18 protein-coding genes and 1 tRNA gene are annotated in these 18,764 nt (G+C 62.0%); 16 read left to right on the top strand and 3 right to left on the bottom strand.

Annotated features, from left to right (window positions below; all coding sequences use genetic code 11):
• Both atpD and NWI_RS02245 read left to right on the top strand, forming a co-directional pair.
• Entirely contained in the window at positions 1–1,431 is a 1,431-nt protein-coding gene (atpD, locus tag NWI_RS02240) for a F0F1 ATP synthase subunit beta (protein WP_011313764.1), read from the top strand.
• A 104-nt stretch (positions 1,432–1,535) separates the two neighbouring features.
• Positions 1,536–1,943, top strand: coding sequence for a F0F1 ATP synthase subunit epsilon (locus tag NWI_RS02245; RefSeq protein WP_011313765.1), 408 nt, complete (start codon positions 1,536–1,538; stop codon positions 1,941–1,943).
• 13 nt (positions 1,944–1,956) lie between these two features.
• On the opposite strand, the gene NWI_RS16615 is transcribed toward NWI_RS02245, so the two are convergent.
• A protein-coding gene (locus tag NWI_RS16615) for an IS5 family transposase (protein ID WP_430691784.1) occupies positions 1,957–2,708 on the bottom strand; the annotation gives its coding sequence in 2 pieces (ribosomal slippage) (positions 1,957–2,378 and positions 2,378–2,708; 753 coding nt in all).
• A gap of 315 nt (positions 2,709–3,023) precedes the next feature.
• Here NWI_RS16615 and NWI_RS02260 point away from each other — a divergent pair.
• The 3 genes from NWI_RS02260 (at position 3,024) to NWI_RS02270 (ending at position 6,009) form a co-directional block, all read left to right on the top strand.
• Positions 3,024–3,764, top strand: coding sequence for a type I restriction enzyme HsdR N-terminal domain-containing protein (locus NWI_RS02260; protein ID WP_011313767.1), 741 nt, complete (start codon positions 3,024–3,026; stop codon positions 3,762–3,764).
• The gene (locus tag NWI_RS02265) at positions 3,746–5,533 is read left to right on the top strand and encodes a hypothetical protein (RefSeq protein WP_011313768.1); all 1,788 of its coding nucleotides are present in this window, start codon (positions 3,746–3,748) and stop codon (positions 5,531–5,533) included. Before NWI_RS02260 ends, NWI_RS02265 begins: the two co-directional genes overlap by 19 nt.
• Positions 5,534–5,673: 140 nt before the next feature.
• Positions 5,674–6,009: a hypothetical protein gene (locus NWI_RS02270; RefSeq protein WP_148203757.1), complete on the top strand. Its 336-nt coding sequence runs from the start codon at positions 5,674–5,676 to the stop codon at positions 6,007–6,009.
• 96 nt (positions 6,010–6,105) lie between these two features.
• Here the strand turns inward: NWI_RS02270 and NWI_RS02275 are convergent.
• Both NWI_RS02275 and NWI_RS02280 read right to left on the bottom strand, forming a co-directional pair.
• Positions 6,106–6,195: transfer RNA gene (locus NWI_RS02275), tRNA-Ser, on the bottom strand.
• 523 nt (positions 6,196–6,718) lie between these two features.
• Entirely contained in the window at positions 6,719–7,846 is a 1,128-nt protein-coding gene (locus NWI_RS02280; RefSeq protein ID WP_011313769.1) for an ROK family protein, read from the bottom strand.
• Between the two features lie 416 nt (positions 7,847–8,262).
• Between NWI_RS02280 and rplU the strand changes: the two genes are divergently transcribed.
• The 11 genes from rplU to NWI_RS02335 all read left to right on the top strand — a co-directional run bounded on the left by rplU (position 8,263) and on the right by NWI_RS02335 (position 18,630).
• Positions 8,263–8,703, top strand: a complete 441-nt coding sequence (gene rplU, locus NWI_RS02285) for a 50S ribosomal protein L21 (protein ID WP_011313770.1) — start codon at positions 8,263–8,265, stop codon at positions 8,701–8,703.
• 85 nt (positions 8,704–8,788) lie between these two features.
• Positions 8,789–9,061: a 50S ribosomal protein L27 gene (gene rpmA, locus NWI_RS02290; RefSeq protein ID WP_011313771.1), complete on the top strand. Its 273-nt coding sequence runs from the start codon at positions 8,789–8,791 to the stop codon at positions 9,059–9,061.
• Between the two features lie 136 nt (positions 9,062–9,197).
• The gene (locus NWI_RS02295) at positions 9,198–9,806 is read left to right on the top strand and encodes a GNAT family N-acetyltransferase (RefSeq protein ID WP_011313772.1); all 609 of its coding nucleotides are present in this window, start codon (positions 9,198–9,200) and stop codon (positions 9,804–9,806) included.
• Between the two features lie 263 nt (positions 9,807–10,069).
• A complete protein-coding gene (gene obgE, locus NWI_RS02300; protein ID WP_011313773.1) occupies positions 10,070–11,146 on the top strand; it encodes a GTPase ObgE in 1,077 nt (358 codons plus the stop codon).
• Between the two features lie 139 nt (positions 11,147–11,285).
• Positions 11,286–12,425 (top strand): glutamate 5-kinase, encoded by a 1,140-nt coding sequence (gene proB / locus NWI_RS02305; RefSeq protein WP_011313774.1) that lies wholly within the window; start codon positions 11,286–11,288, stop codon positions 12,423–12,425.
• Between the two features lie 326 nt (positions 12,426–12,751).
• A complete protein-coding gene (locus NWI_RS02310) occupies positions 12,752–14,044 on the top strand; it encodes a glutamate-5-semialdehyde dehydrogenase (protein WP_011313775.1) in 1,293 nt (430 codons plus the stop codon).
• A gap of 39 nt (positions 14,045–14,083) precedes the next feature.
• Positions 14,084–14,716, top strand: a complete 633-nt coding sequence (locus NWI_RS02315) for a nicotinate-nucleotide adenylyltransferase (protein ID WP_011313776.1) — start codon at positions 14,084–14,086, stop codon at positions 14,714–14,716.
• 215 nt (positions 14,717–14,931) lie between these two features.
• Positions 14,932–15,303 (top strand): ribosome silencing factor, encoded by a 372-nt coding sequence (gene rsfS / locus NWI_RS02320; RefSeq protein WP_011313777.1) that lies wholly within the window; start codon positions 14,932–14,934, stop codon positions 15,301–15,303.
• 45 nt (positions 15,304–15,348) lie between these two features.
• Entirely contained in the window at positions 15,349–15,831 is a 483-nt protein-coding gene (gene rlmH, locus NWI_RS02325; protein WP_011313778.1) for a 23S rRNA (pseudouridine(1915)-N(3))-methyltransferase RlmH, read from the top strand.
• A gap of 199 nt (positions 15,832–16,030) precedes the next feature.
• Entirely contained in the window at positions 16,031–17,278 is a 1,248-nt protein-coding gene (locus tag NWI_RS02330) for a murein hydrolase activator EnvC family protein (protein ID WP_430691785.1), read from the top strand.
• Positions 17,275–18,630, top strand: coding sequence for a S41 family peptidase (locus tag NWI_RS02335; RefSeq protein ID WP_011313780.1), 1,356 nt, complete (start codon positions 17,275–17,277; stop codon positions 18,628–18,630). Before NWI_RS02330 ends, NWI_RS02335 begins: the two co-directional genes overlap by 4 nt.
• Positions 18,631–18,764: the final 134 nt, after the last annotated feature.

Raw genomic sequence — 18,764 nt, forward strand, 5'->3', positions numbered from 1 at the left:
ATGGCTACAGCAGCCAATCAGGTCGGTCGTATTACCCAGGTCATCGGCGCCGTCGTCGACGTGCAGTTCGAAGGGCATCTGCCGGCCATTCTGAACGCGATCGAGACCAAGAACGGCGAGAATCGGCTGGTTCTGGAAGTGGCGCAGCATCTTGGCGAATCCACCGTCCGGACCATCGCCATGGATACCACCGAAGGTCTGGTGCGCGGCCAGGACGTGACCGACACCGGTGCGCCGATCCGGGTGCCGGTCGGTGCAGGCACGCTCGGCCGCATCATGAACGTGATCGGCGAGCCCGTGGACGAGCAGGGTCCGGTCAAAGCCGACGATCTGCGCCCGATTCACGCGGAAGCGCCGTCCTATACCGACCAGTCGACCGAAGCGGAAATTCTCGTCACCGGCATCAAGGTCGTGGATCTGCTGGCGCCTTACGCCAAGGGCGGCAAGATCGGGCTGTTCGGCGGCGCGGGCGTCGGCAAGACGGTGCTGATCCAGGAGCTGATCAACAACGTCGCCAAGGCGCATGGCGGTTATTCGGTGTTCGCCGGCGTCGGCGAACGTACCCGCGAAGGCAATGACCTCTATCACGAATTCATCGAATCCGGCGTCAACAAGAAGGGCGGCGGCGAAGGCTCCAAATGCGCGCTGGTCTACGGCCAGATGAACGAGCCTCCCGGCGCGCGCGCCCGCGTGGCGCTGTCCGGCCTCACGGTCGCGGAACATTTTCGCGATCAGGGTCAGGACGTGCTGTTTTTCGTCGACAACATCTTCCGCTTCACGCAGGCGGGCTCGGAAGTGTCGGCGCTGCTCGGCCGCATCCCCAGCGCCGTCGGATATCAGCCGACGCTCGCCACCGACATGGGCGCGCTGCAGGAACGCATTACCACCACCAACAAGGGCTCGATCACCTCGGTGCAGGCGATTTACGTTCCGGCGGACGATCTGACCGACCCGGCGCCGGCAACCTCGTTTGCGCATCTCGACGCCACGACGGTGCTCAACCGCGCCATCTCGGAAAAGGGTATTTATCCGGCGGTGGACCCGCTCGACTCGACCTCGCGCATGCTGTCGCCGCTGATCGTCGGCGAGGAGCACTACCAGACCGCGCGCCTCGTGCAGCAGGTTCTGCAACGCTACAAATCGCTTCAGGACATCATCGCCATTCTCGGCATGGACGAACTGTCTGAAGAGGACAAGCTCACCGTCGCGCGCGCCCGCAAGGTCGAGCGTTTCCTGTCGCAGCCGTTCCATGTCGCCGAAGTGTTCACCGGCTCGCCCGGCAAGTTCGTCGATCTCGCCGACACCATCAAGGGGTTCCGCGACCTTTGCCAGGGCAAGTACGATCATCTGCCGGAAGCGGCGTTCTACATGGTCGGCACCATCGAGGAAGCCGTCGAGAAGGGCAAGAAGCTCGCGGCTGAAGCGGCTTAAATAATTGTCGTCATTGCCGGGCTTGACCTGGCAATCCATCGATAACATTTGCCGGATGACCCTGCGGCTTGAACCCGCGGGAGGCAGCAGAGAGACGGGACACCATGGCGACTTTCCATTTCGACCTCGTTTCGCCGGAGAAGCTGGCATTTTCAGGCGAGGTCGATCAGGTCGACATACCCGGTGTCGAGGGCGATTTCGGCGTTCTCGCCGGCCATGCGCCCGTCGTCGCGGCCATCCGTCCCGGAATGCTGACCGTCACCGCGGGCGGCACGCAACAGAAGATCATCGTGCTTGGCGGTCTGGCCGAGGTGTCGGAGAAGGGTCTGACGGTGCTTGCCGACGTGGCGACGTCAATCGAGGAGCTGGACCGCGCGCAGTTCGCTGACACGATCGCGGGTATGGAAGCCAGGCTGACGGACAAGGAAGGCTCCGAACTCGACAAGGCGATCGAGCGGCTGGATCACTTCAAGAGCATTCAGAGCCAGCTCAATACCACGGCCATGCATTAGGCCGGATCGACATTCACGGCAGCCAGATCAGGGCTGCGGCCAGGTGAACGAAGCCCGTGAAGTGAACGGTGCGCCTGTCGTAGCGTGTGGCGAAACGGCGGAAGTGCTTGAGACGGTTGAAGCAGCGCTCGATGCGGTTGCGGTGCTTGTAGAGACCGGCGTCATGCGGGATGATGATTTTGCGCGTCCTGTTTGAGGGGATCACCGCTTCGGCGCCCATGCCGGCGATGAGTGCACGCAAGGCGTTGCTGTCATAAGCCTTGTCGGCCATCACGGCGTCCCCGGCCTGGGCTTCGAGCAGCGCGGGGGCTTGTGTGATGTCTCCGACCTGCCCGGCGGTGACGATGAAACGCAAGGGTCGGCCCAGCGCATCGGCGAGCATGTGGACCTTGGTGGTCAGTCCACCTCGGGAACGCCCCAGCGCCTGATCCTTGGCCCCCCTTTTCCGGTAGCCGCCTGCTGATGGGCTCGAACGATGGTTGAGTCGAGCATCAGATACTGGTTGTCGCGATCGGCTGTCAGGGTGGAGAACACCCGTTCCCACACACCGGCATGGCACCACCTGCTGAACCGCCGATGCACCGTCTTCCAGCGACCATAGCGCTCCGGCAGGTCACACCCGTGCGCGCCGGATCGCAGCACCCACAGGCAGCCGTTCACAAACAACCGATTATCCGATCCCGTCCGTCCCGGATCAGAGGCCTTGCCTGGCAGCAACGGTGCAATCTTCGCCCACTGATGATCGCTCAGCTCATACCGCTTGATCCCCATCGTGCAGCTCCGTGTCAGAATCACGGAACCCTATGAATCAGCGATCAGACCGCCTGGGAATCCTGAATGTCGATCCGACCTAGCGCGAGAGGGACTGCACCTGAAAGCTTCAGATATTCGGAGGTGTGGCGCCAACATCAGGGCGCACCGCGGTATCTGATTCTCTCTCGGCGCAACCACGGGAGGGACAGAATTGCCACTGCGTGGCTGGAATATAGGTCCGGGTCGCCCGGAATCCGAGTCTGAACCACCGGATTCGCTCGAATCATCTCGAGGGGGTAATGTCCCGCCCTGCAGGAGATTCCCGGCTTGATCGCCAAGCTCAAACCACGCGACCGGATACAGACGCCTGTCACGAACCTTTCGGAGTTCAACACCGAAAGCGACGTGGAGCAGAAGCTCGTCTACCCGTTCCTGGTCCACCCCAGCTTCATGGATATCCCCTCGGAATGGGTCCGCACCAAGGAGTACATGGAGCCGACCGAGATCGATAAGGGCGCTGGCAAGCGGGTCGGCTACATTCCCGATTATTCGGTCTGGCGCAGCGGCTTTCCCCTTCTGGTCGTCGAGGCGAAGCGCCCCGATGAGCCGATCGAAAAGGCGATCCGGGAGGCCCATCTGTATGCGAATCGGATCAATAATCGCTATCCCCCGAACGTTAACCCGATCCGCTACGTGCTCGCCTGCAACGGTGAGCAGTTTGCCCTGGCGCCATTCGATAGCGAAACCGAGTTGTTGTACGCCAAGGCCGTCGATCTCCGGCCGGGTACCGACATTCTGGCGGCGTTCAAAGCGATCTTGAATAAAGACGAGTTCGAGAAGCGCGCTCAGGAAATGAACGTCCATTTCCAGTCGCGGCGATTCACGCGCGTGCCGAGCCTGCTAACCGGCACGCAAGTCACTGAACAACTCGGCATCAATCCGTTTGCCCAGGAACTTTTCCCGACTTCGGGCAAGAGGCCGACGAGGCGCCGGACGACATCATTGATCGCGGCTATGTCTCGACCGAGGAGCGCAGCGAGTATGGCGCGGTGCTCGAAACCTATCTGAAGGACCGGGCGCGCGTCGTCGCCGACGGGTTATTCCAACCGGTCATCACTGGCGGCAAGCACCCGCAGAACAACCTGACCGCGGAACTGCGTAAGCATGGGAGCAATCCCCGGATCACGGGCCGGGTACAGCTCATCGTCGGCGCGGTTGGCTCAGGCAAAAGTCTGTTCATTCGGCGGTTCTTCAAGCGGCTGATGCCGGAGGAATTGCAGAAGAAAACCCTGTGGGCGTTCCTCAACTTCAACTCCGAGCTAAAGAGTCCGGAGGAGCTGCGCGCGGCGGTTTGCGAACTGTTCATCCAATCATTCTCAGAGCTGAACAACATCGACATCGAGGACCTGGATTTTCAGGAGAAAATCTTCGCATCGGAGATGGCTGCATTTGACCGCGGGCCAGCGAAAATCCTGAAAACCGGCAACCCGCAGCAGTACAATCAGCAGCGCTATTTCCGGCTGAAAGAACTCCGCGAAGACAACGAAAAGATTGTCTCTGCCATCAGCCGCCACTTTTCCGGGGAAAAGCGCATTGGTTTGGTCGTGGTGTTCGATAACGTTGACAAGCGGTCGCGCGATGTACAGCTCGCGATCTTTGAAGCCGCGCAGTGGTTCAAGGAACTCACGCGCGCCCTCGTGATCGTGAACCTGCGAGACACGACATTCGAAGCCCATCGTGACGAGCCGCCGCTCGACGCCTTCATCAACGCCGTTAATTTCTGGTCTCCGCGTTTCGCGCTTATGATCAAAAAGCGGCTTGAGATCGTGATGGAGAATATCGAGCAGGGAGAACAGCTCGGTAAATTCCAGCGGTTCACGCTCGAATCCGGCGCGCAAGTGCTCTATAAATCGGGCCGCCTGGGCGAGTTTCTTATGAGCATATATGCGTCACTGTTTGACCGGCGCGCATCCAGCATCGGCGCCGCGCTGGAATCGCTTGCGGGCAAGAACGCACGCAGCGCCCTCGGCATGTTCGCCGACATCATCGCGTCTCCGCATGTTCCTACAAGCCAAATCGGGTCTACCGCCGCGGCATCTGAAGTAGCGCGAATCGAGGAGGACCGGATTGTTAGGGCGCTCATGCGTGGCCGCTACCGGCTGTTCAATAACAGGCTTGCTTATGTCCGGAACGTGCTTTCTCCGGTGCCACACGCCATGCGTCCGAGCAACTTCCTATACAGCGATATCCTTGAGTTTCTGATCCGGCATCGCAAAGAGAAAATTGATTTCTCCGTCGAGGGATATGCGTCAGGCCGCACGATCGTGAATCGCATGGGGCAGCTCGGTTACGACGAGGATGACGCCTTCTCGGGACTGCAGCAGCTCGTCAAATGGAATTTAATCGAGCCGGAAAGCTTGCTGGTGGAAGATCTGACGCTCGAGGACCCGGTGCAAGTCCACGCGTCCGGCTTCATCCACATGCGGTATTTCCTGAAGCGGCCGGAATATCTTTTCGGCATCACCGCAGATATGGGCTTCGCGACCTACGCGCTCACGGAGGAGGCTGCGAGCGTGTGGGGCAGTGCATCGGGCCAGGGCGAGCCGCGTTTCCGAGCGCGACAACGTATCCTCAACAATCTCGCTGACTACTTCAAAGCCGAGTACGACAGGCGCATTCGGCGGCACGCGTTTTACGAGGATCTCGGTTATGGCGGCAAAGGCGTGGTATTCGCATCGCGTCTCGTTGCGGATCAAATCGGAAAGCCGCCGCCGCGAGCAGCAGCGCCGGCTACCCGATCACCGGGGCATCGCCAAAAGGGTGCCAAAAACCCGTAAGTCCTTGATTTAAGCGGCGCGCACACTCATTCCCAAGCTGCATGCCAGCGGACGAATTTGGTCATTTGCTCTCGCAAACTTCCATTATAGTTCCATCATGGATTTCCTTGAAGCTTCAAACGTCTAGGAGGCGGGTTATCATGGGCAGACCAATTGGCTCCGTGAACCGCGAGAAGCCGGTCAGCGACTTGCTTAGGGTGGCGGTTCTAAGCGGAGGTGGCCGTCGTTTACGCGTTATCCTTGAAAAACTGATCGATAAAGCTGAGCAGGGCGACCTCCAGGCCATCCGAGAGATTATGGATCGACTGGACGGAAAGCCGGTGCAAGCAATAGAGCGCAGCGATGCGCGACCGCTCAGGCAGATGAGCGACCGTGAACTGTTCGAGATCATTCAGGGCGGACCCGCCGAACCGGCAGCCGAACCGAGTTATCCGAGAATTTGCGGACCCAGTCAGGCCAAGCGTACTACGAAATAAAAGCGCGCTCGGCGTTACATTTGGGGACTGATTTGGGGGCTAAAGCCGACGCCACCCGGAATATTTTAGTTATTTCAGTTACATAGATGTTGTCGGTGGCGGAGAGGGAGGGATTCGAACCCCCGATAGGCTTGCACCTATGCCGCATTTCGAGTGCGGTGCATTCGACCACTCTGCCACCTCTCCAAAGGGGCCGTCGGGCGGGTGGGGCCCAATTATAGCGTTTTCGAGCGAAGTGGGAACCGGTTCGCGTGAAGAAAACGCGTCAAAACAAGATCATAGAGCCTCGCTTCTGATTCTATCAGGCGAAGCGGAAACAGGTTCGCGCCAGAAGACGGGCGCATTGATACATTGCCGCGCGGTCAAATGCAAAATCGGACCGTACCCGAAGCGAGAGAGGCTGGTGGCAGACCCGGACCAAGGCGCCCTCGCTATCGAAAGGTGCCCCGTCGTAAAGGGGTGGGACCGCCGGACGCAATAATAACCGGCGGCCCCGTGCCGCGTCATTAAAATCGTGGCCGGAAGTGCGGCTTCGCGGACCACCTGCGCGACCATAGGACCGTAGCGGTCTTTGCGCAGCCGGCAACGTGATCCCGATCTTAACCTCACCAATCAAGGTTACTTTGTTGTGAAGGAAGGTCAGTTCTAACGCCATGGTCCGCCAAAGGGATGCCGGTTCGCCGGAAGGAGATGCAATCAGATAAGAGCGTCAATCCTTGGCTTTTCTATCCTTCTTGTCTTTGTCTTTTCCGTCCTCGGGCTTCTTTTCTTTTTTGTTCTCTTTCCTGCGGTTGGTGAAACGCGCGTTGCCAAGGCCGGTGCCGATGGTCAAGACGCCCCAGCGGCTGACATCCTGCATGTAAGGCATTTCGCTGAGGCCCTGCGCCACGCCGTCGTTATGCATGAGAACGGTGGTATCGTGACCGCCGATCTCCGGGATGGCTTCGATCAGTGACTTCGGCAGATTGAATCTGCTGCTCTCCCAGTTGCCGGGAAGGTTCTGTGCGCCTTTCTTGATTGATCCGTCCTCCTCGATCACGCCCGGACAGGAAATCCCGATGAACGGCGCGAGCTTCAGTCCCTGCTTTTCCGTCTGCGAAACGAGATCCTTCAGCATTTTCACGAGCTTCTTCACCGCGCCCTCTCGGGTCGGCTCGTCATCGGCGTGGCGCCACAATTCAGATCTCCAAACCCCGGCCCTGGAAAGGTCGGAGGCCTTCTTCCATTTGGTCTCGACCACGCCGCAGCGGATATTGGTGCCGCCGATGTCAACCGCCAGAATGCTGTCGAACGCCTCGAAAATCCAGGAAGGCGCAAGATGGAGGCAACCGATCAGTCCCGCCTCGTCGGGATCGAAGCGGATCGGAACCAGGTGGACTTTGTGGCCCTCGTTCTTCAACAACAGGTCGGCGCGGGCGATCGCGATCTCGCCGACGCGGCTCTTGCGGAAGCCGCCGCCGACCACGATACATTCGGTGTCGGCCCAGGCTTTGGTTTTAAGGAAGCGCCCGGTGACATAAGCCAGTTCCTGCGCGAATTCCTCGATGGCGCCGTGCACAAGGGCGGAGGCCTCGATATCTTCTCCGACCAGCGCCTCATCGAGCGAGCCCTTGGCGATCGCCTCCGACGGCGTCTTGCCGAGCGGGTCCTCGCCATTTTTTTTCAAGGGCGCGCGCAGGTCATCAAGAATCCTGCGGAACGCGCCCTTGCAGGCGCGGTCGCCGAGAAAGCCATCATCGTCCTTCAATTCGATGTTGTAGTTGTCGATGTCCACCGAGGGCAGCCGAAGAACGCCATGCTTGCCGATGCCCGAGGTTGTCAGAACGTCTTCCGCCATTTTGTATGGTGCCCTTGCCCGTTTGATCCAGCCTGCAACAACTGCGAGGGAACCCATTGGTTTCATGACCGGACGGACTGGCCATCCCCGAGGCCTGGATCTCCGGGCGTTCATCGGAAATTGCGGAAAATTGCCGCCGTTAGCGCAAGCATGCACGATGCTACAATGTGATTTCCTTGACTCGGGGCGTTGGCGGGCTATAAGTCCCGCAACCGGCGCGGGGTTTACCCGGCGCCGCTCGTTTTTGTGTGACCGGATGGTCGATCCCCCGGCTACGTCGAAAACCATCGGGCATGATCAGGCAAAGCGGCGTCCGGTCGGTTTGCCGTAGGATCAAGATGCTCCTGTCCAACGACTGAACAAGAAGCCGGCCCGGAATCTTCCGAGGCCGGGATCGAACACGAAGGAATAAAACGATGTTCGCAGTCATCAAAACCGGCGGCCGGCAGTACCGTGTCGTTCCGGATGATGTTCTTGAGATTGGCAAGATCGCCGGCGAGGTCGGAACGATCGTGCAGCTAGGCGAGGTTCTGGTGCTGGGCGGCGACACGCCGGTGCTTGGCGCGCCCACGGTGGCGGGCGCCTCGATCGCGGCCGAAGTATTGCAGCACAAGCGTGGCCCCAAGGTGATCGCTTTCAAGAAGCGGCGCCGCAAGCACTCCAAGCGCAAACGAGGTTATCGCGACGAGATCACCGTGCTGCGCGTCACCGAGATTCTGGCTGACGGCAAGAGCCCCACAATCGGGCCGCGCCCGAAGAAGGAAAAGGCCGTCGAGCCCGTTGAAGGCGCGAGCGACGACAAGCCCAGGAGGGCCGCGAAGAAAACCGCCGCCAAGACCGCGGAAGACGCGGATTAAGAGCAATTATAAACCCCCGTGAGAGAAAATGAATGATTCTGTCACGGAAATGATCTAGAGATTCGGACGAGTTGGGAGACGGGCGATGGCTCACAAAAAGGCAGGCGGTTCTTCGCGGAACGGACGCGATTCGCATGGCAAGCGCCTTGGTATCAAGGCTTTCGGCGGCGAGCATGTGATTCCCGGCAACATCATCGCTCGTCAGCGTGGAACCACCTGGCACCCGGGTCTGAATGTCGGCATGGGCACTGACCATACCCTGTTCGCCAAGGTCGAGGGTCACGTCGCGTTTCGCGTAAAAACCGGCGGCCGGACTTTCGTGTCGGTCCTCCCGATGACGGAAGCCGCGGCCGAGTAGACGGCGGATGACGTCGCGTCCGCCGGTCCCTGTTGAACCGGTGGAGCATCGATGGCTCCAAGGGGAGGCGGGAAAACCGGCCTCCTTTTTCATTTTGCGCTCGCACGGGACTTGCGTTCGCGACACGGAGCCGACCATGCTGCAGGACATGCCAATACCCACGCCCTTGCTGCGCGATCGGCGGCCGTTTGCGCTTGAGACCGAGCGGCTGACATTGCGCAAGCCAACCCATGCGGATGTCAGGGGCATCACCGCGCTCGCCAACGACAGACGCATCGCGGAGATGACGCGCTGTCTGCCGCATCCCTACACGCCGGATGACGCCGTTCAATTCGTCGAGGCCGTCGCGGGCGATAGCCGCGAGATGGTGTTTCTGGTCGAGCACAATCATGTGCCGGTCGGAGTAGCTGGCGTTGACTGGAGCAAACCCGACGCGCCCGAGCTGGGTTATTGGTTCGGCGTTGATCATTGGGGCCGGGGCTTCGCCACCGAGGCCGTCCGCGCGGTAATCGATTACGCTTTCGAGGAGTATGGCGTCGATCGCATGGTCTCCGGCGCGCGCGTGATCAATCCGGCCTCGCGCAACGTGCTTGAGAAGTGCGGTTTCCAGTGGACCGGCGTCGAACTGTACCGAATCAGGTCGCTCGGCTCGTCCACGCCGGTCGATCGTTTCCGCCTGTCGCGTGGCGTGTGGTCGTCGCTGAAGCGTTGGAATAGCGCCGCGCGCCGTGAGCCGTGTATCTGATATCTGAGATCTTTTGGAGCGGGCACGCTGTTGTCCTGCCGGCGACGGAGAACTGAGCCTTTTCCGTGTCTGAACGGAATCGGAAAGCGCGGCTCCATCATCGTGATCTGACGCGTGTCTTCACGCGAACCGGTATCTCCATCTCCCGGTCAGGCCAGAGGAAAGGCTTCGCTCGGAACGCGTTCACTCTCCTTTCAGGCGACGGCCGTGATGCCACGCGATGGGCCGTTGCCTCCCTGGCTTCCCTATCCTACCTATCAGCCATGAAATTTCTCGATGAAGCCAAGGTCTATATCCGTTCCGGCGATGGTGGTAACGGCTGCGTGGCTTTCCGCCGCGAGAAGTTTATCGAGTTCGGGGGCCCCTCCGGCGGCAATGGCGGCCGCGGCGGCGACGTCATCGTCGAGGTCGCCGATGGCCTCAACACCCTGATCGACTATCGCTACCAGCAGCACTTCAAGGCTCCCAAGGGCGCCAACGGCATGGGCTCGGACCGCCACGGCGCGAACGGCAAGGCCATCGTGCTCAAGGTGCCGCTTGGCACCCAGATCATCGACGAGGATCGCGAAACCCTGATCCACGACTTCACCCGGGTCGGCGAGCGCCTTGTGCTGGCCGAGGGCGGCAATGGCGGGTTCGGCAACGCGCACTTCAAGTCGTCGACCAACCGGGCGCCGCGCCGCGCCAACCCCGGCCAGCCGGGCGAGGAGCGCTGGATCTGGCTGCGGTTGAAGCTGATTGCCGATGCCGGTCTGGTCGGCCTGCCCAATGCAGGCAAGTCGACGTTTCTTTCCAAGGTGAGTGCGGCGAAGCCGAAGATCGCCGACTATCCGTTTACCACGCTGCACCCGCAACTCGGCGTCGTGAGAGTGCAGGATCGCGAATTCGTGCTGGCGGATATTCCCGGATTGATTGAGGGCGCGCATGAGGGCGCGGGACTGGGCGACCGTTTCCTCGGGCATGTCGAGCGCTGCCGCGTGCTGCTGCATCTGGTGGATGCCGGCTGTGACCATGCCGGCCGCGCCTACAAGATCGTGCGCGGAGAAATGGAAGCCTACGCCGGGGCGCTTGCCGAGAAGGTCGAGATCGTGGCGCTCAACAAGATCGACGCGGTCACGGCCGAGGATCTGAAGAAGCAGCGCGACCGCCTCAAGCGCGCCGCGAAAAAAACGCCGCTGCTGGTCTCAGGCGTCACGGGCGAGGGCGTGCAGGATGTGCTGCGCGCGCTGGTGGAGGTCATCGGGCAGGCGCCGGTCTCGGACAAGGCCAAGGGCGCGGATGCTTCGGCGGCACAGGCGATGGAAACGCCGGTCGCCCGGGCCAAGCCGTGGTCACCCTGAGCCGCGGCGGTGAGCGCATACTTCCTATAAAAGGGATACGGTTTTTCGATCGAATGATTTCGATCGGCATTCCGCTTTCCCGGCCGCCGCTTTCATGTGATGAAAGCGGCGCTTTCGTTTCGATTGACCGTCGATTGTCATGACCCGTCCGCATCTCAAGAAATTTCGTCGTATCGTCGTCAAGGTCGGCTCGTCGCTGCTGATCGATTCCGCGGCGGGCAAGGTGCGGGGGGAGTGGCTGTCGGCGCTGGCCGCCGATATCGCAGGGCTTCACGGCGACGGCTGCGACGTGCTGGTGGTCTCGTCCGGCGCGGTCGCGCTCGGCCGCAGCAAGCTCAAATTGCCTCGCGGTCCGCTGAAGCTGGAGGAGAGTCAGGCGGCCGCCGCCGTCGGACAGATCGCGCTGGCCCGGATATGGTCGAAGGTGCTGGCCGATCACGGCATCGGCGCGGGGCAGATCCTGGTGACATGGCAGGACACCGAGGAGCGCCGCCGCTATCTCAATGCGCGCTCGACCATCGCGAAGCTGCTCGAATGGCGCGCGGTCCCGGTCATCAACGAAAACGATACGGTCGCCACCAACGAAATCCGCTACGGCGACAATGACCGCCTTGCCGCGAGGGTCGCCACCATGGCGAGCGCGGATCTGCTGATTCTGCTGTCCGACATCGACGGGCTCTATGACGCGCCGCCTCATCTCAACCCGGATGCAAAACTGATTACGGTGGTGAAAAGGGTCACGGCGGACATCGAGGCGATGGCCGGCAGCGCCGCATCCGAGCTGTCGCGCGGTGGAATGCGGACCAAGATCGAGGCAGCGAAGATCGCAACGACCGCCGGCACGCACATGCTGATCGCTTCAGGCACGATCGAGCATCCGCTGCGGGCCATCATGGATGGAGGTCCCTGCACATGGTTTCTGACGCCGGCCAATCCGGTCACGGCGCGCAAGCGTTGGATCGCCGGTTCGCTGGAGCCCAGGGGGACGCTCGCGATCGATGCCGGCGCGGTGGCGGCGCTGCGCGCCGGCAAGAGCCTGCTTCCGGCGGGCGTGACCCGGATTGACGGGCATTTCGCGCGGGGCGATGCCGTCATCGTGCGCGGTCCGAACGGGCATGAGATCGGCCGCGGCCTCGTCGCCTACGACGCCGCCGACGCCGACAGGATCAAGGGGCGTTCGTCTTCCGATGCCGCGCAGCTTCTGGGGGTTCGCGGCCGCGTCGAAATGATTCATCGCGACGACCTCGTGGTCGGCGGGCCACTCGGCGATTCCGCTTAGAGCATGATCCCGACCCGAAGGACCGCGCCGGCGCAAAGTGGAAACCGGTTTTCGGAAATGATCATACTCGAACAGAAAGACAAATAGCGGTCTGGTTCAGCGCAGTTGAAACAGATTCCAGAGCGGGATGAGGAAAAAGTGTCTAGAGCATTTCCCGGCGAAGCGGATGACCTGTTCGCCGTAAGAAAATGCGACCAGCTGGCAGCGGGAGCATGCTGGAATCAAGCAGCCTCGGTCTTGCGAGGACAGTCGTCTCACGCCTCGCCGGGCCCGGATTTATATGTTAGGGATATGACAAGCACATACGATCGAAGACTGTTACCCGAATGACGGCTCCCATGAAGGCGATCGGCGCTCCGGCCGATCTTCCCGTGTTGATGGGCGACCTCGCAGCACAGGCGCGCGAGGCCGCGCGCTCGCTCGGGCTCGCTTCAACGGCGCAGAAGAACGAGGCGCTCGATGCGATGGCGCGCGCGATTCGAAGCAATGCGGCTGCGATCCTCCAGGCCAATGCGCAAGACGTCGCGGATGCACGCGCCGGCGGCGCCACCGCCGCTTTCCTCGATCGTCTCACGCTGACGCAGGCGCGCGTGGAGGCGATGGCCGACGGCGTGAAGGTGGTTCGCGAGATAGACGATCCGGTGGGGCGGGTCACCGAGCGCTGGCAGCGTCCCAACGGCATGACCATCGAGCGCGTGCGGGTGCCGCTCGGAGTGGTCGCCGTGATCTTCGAGAGCCGTCCCAATGTCTGCGCCGACGCCGGCGTGCTCTGTCTTAAATCCGGCAACGCCGTGATCCTGCGCGGCGGCTCGGAAAGTTTTCGCTCATGCCGCGCGATTCATGCGTGCCTGGTCGAGGGATTGCGCGAGGCGCGATTGCCTGAAGCGGCGATCACGCTGGTGCCGACGCGCGACCGCGCCGCGGTCGGGCTGCTTCTGAGCGGGATGAATGGCGGCATCGACGTGATCGTGCCGCGCGGCGGCAAAAGCCTTGTCGCGCGTGTCGAGGCCGAGGCGCGCGTGCCGGTGTTCGCGCATCTTGAAGGCGTCAATCATGTTTATGTCGATGGCGCCGCCGATCTCGCAATGGCGAAGGCGGTCGTGCTCAACTCGAAAATGCGCCGCCCCGGCGTTTGCGGTGCGGCCGAAACGCTGCTGGTCGATCGCTCGGGCGTACGGGATATTCTGAAGCCGCTGGTCGAAGCGCTGATCGAGGCCGGTTGCGAGGTGCGCGGCGATTCCGACGTGCAGGGTGTCGATCCGCGGGTCAGGTCCGCGGCCGACAGCGACTGGAATACCGAATACGGCGACGCGATCATTTCCGCGCGCGTGGTCGACGGTTGCGGCGGCGCGATTGATCATATCCAGCGTCACGGCTCGCGCCACACGGATGCGATCGTGACCGAGGATCCTGAAACGGCGGCCCGGTTTCTCAACGAGGTCGATTCGGCGATCGTGCTGCACAATGCGTCGACGCAATTCGCCGACGGCGGGGAGTTCGGCTTCGGGGCTGAAATCGGCATTGCCACGGGCAAGTTCCACGCGCGGGGGCCGGTTGGCGCCGAGCAGTTGACGAGCTTCAAATATCGCGTCCATGGTGACGGGCAGGTGCGCCCGTGAGCGCGCCCGGATCATCCTGCGGGTGGCGCGGGGATTGATTTGGGGTCGCGTTCCGTCGTCTCACGCGCCATCCCGCTTCATTCCGATGGCATGCGTATCGGCCTGCTTGGCGGCTCGTTCAATCCGCCTCACGCCGCGCATCGCGCCGTCAGCCTGTATGCCCTGAAGCGGCTGGAACTCGACCGGGTCTGGTGGCTCGTTTCTCCCGCCAACCCGCTCAAGGACGCGCGGGCGCTACGCGCTCTCGGCGAACGCGCCGCCGCGGCGTCGGCCGTAGCGAATGATCCGCGCATCGACATTAGTTGTCTCGAAGCCGTCATCGGAACGCGCTACACCATCGACACCATAACCTATCTGCGACGCAGGTGCGCGAACGTGCGCTTTGTCTGGATCATGGGCGCCGATAATCTGGAGCAGTTTCACCGCTGGGAGAACTGGCGGCGGATCGCCGCCGCGGCGCCGATCGCGGTGGTCGATCGCCCGCCGCACAGTTTCCAGGCTCTTGCAGCGCCAGCCGCGCAGGCGCTCGCGCGATGGCGTTTGCCGGAAGCGAGGGCCGACCGGTTGGCCTCGCACCGCCTGCCTGCCTGGGTTTTCCTCACCGGAATGAAATCGCGGTTGTCTTCGACTGGGCTGCGGAACCAGGACGGAACATGGAGGACGGGGAGCTAAAAACCTGAAGCGCTCTCACTGGATTCTTGAAACCTTCTCCCCTACATGCGTATTATAGATCTTCGGGCGCTGGGGTTCGGCGTCGGTACCGTGAAAGGAAATGGTCCCTGACCGCACCTGTATTGTCCAGGCCCGCTTCATCCGCCTCGCTCGGATCGTCGACGCCGAAGAGAACGGCGGCCAAGACCGACAGGCCTGAAACCCGAACGTCTTTGGTGGCTCCCCTCAGTCCGGAGGCGCAGCCCGACGTTGAACAAACCCTCAGGCTGATCCTTTCGCGCCTTGAGGATATGAAGGCGGAAGATGCGGTCACCATCGGCCTGCGCGGCAGGTCGGCTTTTTCGGATTACATGGTGGTCGTCACCGGCAGGTCCAACCGTCATGTCGGTGCGATCGCGGAAACCGTGGCCAGGGGCCTCAAGGACATCGGGGTCAAGAAGATCCGTATCGAAGGCATGCCGAATTGCGACTGGGTGCTGATCGATTCCGGCGATGTGGTCGTGCACGTATTCCGGCCGGAGGTTCGTGAATTCTACAATCTCGAGAGGTTGTGGATACAGAACACGGCGACGGCGAAGACGGTCTGAGCCGTCCGCCGCCGCGTTTCAATTATTGCATGTCAGCGTGCGTGGATGCGACTCGTCGTCATTGCCGTGGGGCGTCTGAAGCAGGGGCCTGAGCGGGAGCTTGCCGATCGCTATCGCGGACGCTTCGCGGATATCGGGCGCAATCTTGGCTTTCGCGGCCTGGATGTCCATGAAGTCGCGGAAAGCCGCGCCCGCGATGCCGGGCAGCGCATTCGGGAAGAGGCGGCGGCCGTCCTTGCGCTGGCACCCAAGGAGATGATCCTGGTGGCGCTGGACGAAAAAGGCAAAAGTATCGACAGCGCCGCATTTGCGGAACATCTGGGCCGCTGGAGGGATGAGTCGGTGGCGGACGCGGTTTTCATGATCGGTGGCGCGGACGGACTTTCGCCTGAATTACGGCGCAGGGCTAGATTGAGCGTTGCATTCGGCGCGGCCACATGGCCGCATCAGATGGTGCGCGTCATGCTGCTTGAGCAGATCTATCGGGCCGCGACCATTCTGGCCGGTCATCCTTATCACCGTGGTTAGCGTGCGATGCTGAACGCGCTGGCGCGACCGGATTGATATCGTGCGAACATACGAGCGCCGATCATCTGAACTGGAGTTGATGCGGGGTCTGCGCGTGCGGTCCACGGAGGCAAGGGGCAGACAGTCGCCGCCTGCTTCGTTGCTTGTGATCTCGGCCTGTCTGCTTGCGGGATTTTCCTCCGCGGTGTCGTCGGCCGTGATGGCGCAGGCCGGAACACAAGCCTCGGCAACGCCTTCCGCGGACGACATCAAGCAGCGCGAGCTGGAACTGGAAGCGATACGGGCGCAGCAGAAGAACGCGGTTGAACTGCAGGAGCGGCTGAAAGTCGATATCGCGGCGATCGGTCGAAATCGCGCCAAGCTCAATCAGCAGCTGATCGATGTCGCCGCCCGGGTTCGTGACATCGAGACCCAGATCACGGAGACCGAAGCGCGCCTGCTGCCACTCGGCGCGCGCGAACAGGAAATCCGGGACTCGCTGGATTCGCGGCGATCGGAGATCGTGGAAGTGCTCGCGGCGCTCCAGCGCGCCGGCCGCCGCACGCCGCCCGCTTTGCTGGTGCGGCCGGAGGATGCCTTGCAATCGTTGCGTACCGCGATCCTGCTCGGTTCCGTGGTGCCCGAGATGCGTGTGCGCGCGGAAAAGCTGGTGGCGGATCTCGATGAACTTGTCGGCCTCCGGACGTCAATCGCCGCCGAGAGGGATCGGATGGCGGCCGATCGCGACAGCCTCAAGGACGAACAGACCCGCCTCGCGACGCTGGTGGACGAACGACAGCGGCAGCAAAGCGGTATCGAAAAAAACATGGCCGCGGAGGCGGCGCGCGCGATCGAGCTGTCGCGCCAGGTCGATACCCTGCAAGGGCTGATCGCGAAGCTGGAGCAGGATCTGAAGAGCGCGGCCAAGGCAGCAGCCACAGCCAGCCGGCAAGGTGTTCCGGGGTCGCCGAACGGCAAGCCTAATCTGGGCGCCCTCAAGGATCCCGGCCGGCTCAGTCCGGCTGTTGCCTTTGCGTCGGCCAAGGGCTTGCTGGCGCTTCCGGTCAACGGCACCAGGATCCGTGACTTCGGCGGTTCCGACGGCGCCGGCGGCATCGAAAAAGGCGTGTCCCTGGCCGCCCGTCCGGGGGCTCAGGTTACGACGCCGTGCGACGGCTGGGTGGTTTATGCCGGGCCGTTCCGCAGCTATGGACAACTCTTGATCCTCAATGCCGGGGGCGGGTATCATGTGCTGATCGCCGGCATGGAGCGTATTTCGGTTAACATCGGCCAGTTCGTGTTGACCGGGGAGCCGGTAGCGACGATGGGATCGACCTCCCGTGTCGCCTCGATTCTCGCGGCAAACGCTAGCCAGCCCGTTCTCTACATCGAGTTCCGTAAGGACGGCACTCCCATTGATCCAGGCCCGTGGTGGGCCGCTAACAGAGGCCAAAAGGTTCGCGGATGATGCGCAAGGTTTCCCTTATTGTTCTCAGCGCTGCCGCGGGTGCCGCGTTGACGCTGTTCGTGACGCAGCCGCGATCCGTGCTGATGGGATCGAGCGCGCGCGCCGCGACGTCGGATACCTATCGCCAGCTCAACCTGTTCGGCGACGTGTTCGAGCGTGTCCGCACCGATTACGTCGAAAAACCCGATGACAGCAAGCTGGTCGAATCGGCCATCAGCGGCATGCTCACGGGTCTCGATCCGCATTCGAGCTACATGGATGCAAAGAGCTTCCGCGACATGCAGGTCCAGACCCGCGGTGAATTCGGCGGCCTCGGCATCGAGGTGACGATGGAGGATGGCCTGGTCAAGGTGGTCTCGCCGATCGACGACACGCCGGCGTCAAAGGCGGGGATCCTCGCGAACGACATCATCACCAATCTCGACGACGAGGCGGTGCAGGGCCTGACCCTCAACCAGGCCGTCGACAAGATGCGCGGCCCGATCGGCACCAAGATCAAGCTGAAGATCATCCGTAAGGGACAAGATAATCCGATCGACGTGACGCTGGTGCGCGACAACATTCGTGTCCGCTCGGTTCGTTCGCGGACGGAGTCCGACGACATCGCCTATATCCGCATCACGACCTTCAACGAGCAGACCACCGAGGGACTGAAGAAGTCGGTTTCCGACCTCCAGAGCCAGATCGGTGACAAGCTCAAGGGGTATATCATCGATCTGCGAAACAACCCCGGCGGGTTGCTCGAGGAAGCCGTGACCGTTTCAGATGCCTTCCTCGATCGCGGCGAGATCGTGTCGACGCGCGGGCGCAACGCCGAGGAAACCCAGCGGCGCAGCGCGCATCCGGGTGACCTCGCCAAAGGCAAGCCGGTGATCATTCTGGTCAACGGCGGATCGGCATCCGCGTCGGAAATCGTCGCCGGCGCGTTGCAGGACCACAAGCGGGCGACCCTGATCGGCACCCGCTCGTTCGGCAAGGGCTCGGTGCAGACCATCATTCCCCTCGGCTCCGGCAATGGCGCGCTCCGGCTGACGACCGCGCGCTATTATACGCCCTCGGGCCGCTCGATTCAGGCCAAGGGCATCGTTCCGGATATCGAGGTGCTTCAGGATGTGCCCGATGAATTGAGGTCACGGACCGACACCAAGGGCGAGGCTTCGCTGCGGGGACACCTGCGAAACGGCAACGACGAGAAGACAGGCTCGCAATCCTACGTCCCGCCGGACGCCAAGAACGACAAGGCGCTCAAGATGGCCGGAGACCTTCTGCGCGGCGTCAAGATCAACGCCTCTTCGCCGCCCTCCAACAATAAAGCGGCGATCGAAAAGCCCGCGAACAAGGCGGCGAACTGATCCTTTGAAGGGGTGCGGTGTTTCGGAGCCGGGCGGCCTTTGGGGCCGCCCGGTTCGTTTGCGTGCCGGTTACTGCAAGTCGCCTGATCTCGCATTGCCGCATTTTGAAAGCGCCCATGGTATCCTCGATTGGG

This window comes from Nitrobacter winogradskyi Nb-255 (assembly GCF_000012725.1).
Lineage (GTDB): Bacteria > Pseudomonadota > Alphaproteobacteria > Rhizobiales > Xanthobacteraceae > Nitrobacter > Nitrobacter winogradskyi.

What these genes read in the sequence shown, in the direction of transcription:
- NWI_RS02270 (WP_148203757.1), top strand. Translation starts at nt 5,674, where the DNA reads ATGGGCAGACCAATTGGCTCCGTGAACCGCGAGAAGCCGGTCAGCGAC.
- NWI_RS02295 (WP_011313772.1), top strand. Translation starts at nt 9,198, where the DNA reads ATGCTGCAGGACATGCCAATACCCACGCCCTTGCTGCGCGATCGGCGG.
- atpD (WP_011313764.1), top strand. Translation starts at nt 1, where the DNA reads ATGGCTACAGCAGCCAATCAGGTCGGTCGTATTACCCAGGTCATCGGC.
- rplU (WP_011313770.1), top strand. Translation starts at nt 8,263, where the DNA reads ATGTTCGCAGTCATCAAAACCGGCGGCCGGCAGTACCGTGTCGTTCCG.
- rpmA (WP_011313771.1), top strand. Translation starts at nt 8,789, where the DNA reads ATGGCTCACAAAAAGGCAGGCGGTTCTTCGCGGAACGGACGCGATTCG.
- obgE (WP_011313773.1), top strand. Translation starts at nt 10,070, where the DNA reads ATGAAATTTCTCGATGAAGCCAAGGTCTATATCCGTTCCGGCGATGGT.
- proB (WP_011313774.1), top strand. Translation starts at nt 11,286, where the DNA reads ATGACCCGTCCGCATCTCAAGAAATTTCGTCGTATCGTCGTCAAGGTC.
- NWI_RS02310 (WP_011313775.1), top strand. Translation starts at nt 12,752, where the DNA reads ATGACGGCTCCCATGAAGGCGATCGGCGCTCCGGCCGATCTTCCCGTG.
- NWI_RS02335 (WP_011313780.1), top strand. Translation starts at nt 17,275, where the DNA reads ATGATGCGCAAGGTTTCCCTTATTGTTCTCAGCGCTGCCGCGGGTGCC.
- rlmH (WP_011313778.1), top strand. Translation starts at nt 15,349, where the DNA reads ATGCGACTCGTCGTCATTGCCGTGGGGCGTCTGAAGCAGGGGCCTGAG.
- NWI_RS02245 (WP_011313765.1), top strand. Translation starts at nt 1,536, where the DNA reads ATGGCGACTTTCCATTTCGACCTCGTTTCGCCGGAGAAGCTGGCATTT.
- NWI_RS02280 (WP_011313769.1), bottom strand. Translation starts at nt 7,846, where the DNA reads ATGGCGGAAGACGTTCTGACAACCTCGGGCATCGGCAAGCATGGCGTT.
- NWI_RS02330 (WP_430691785.1), top strand. Translation starts at nt 16,031, where the DNA reads ATGGCGCAGGCCGGAACACAAGCCTCGGCAACGCCTTCCGCGGACGAC.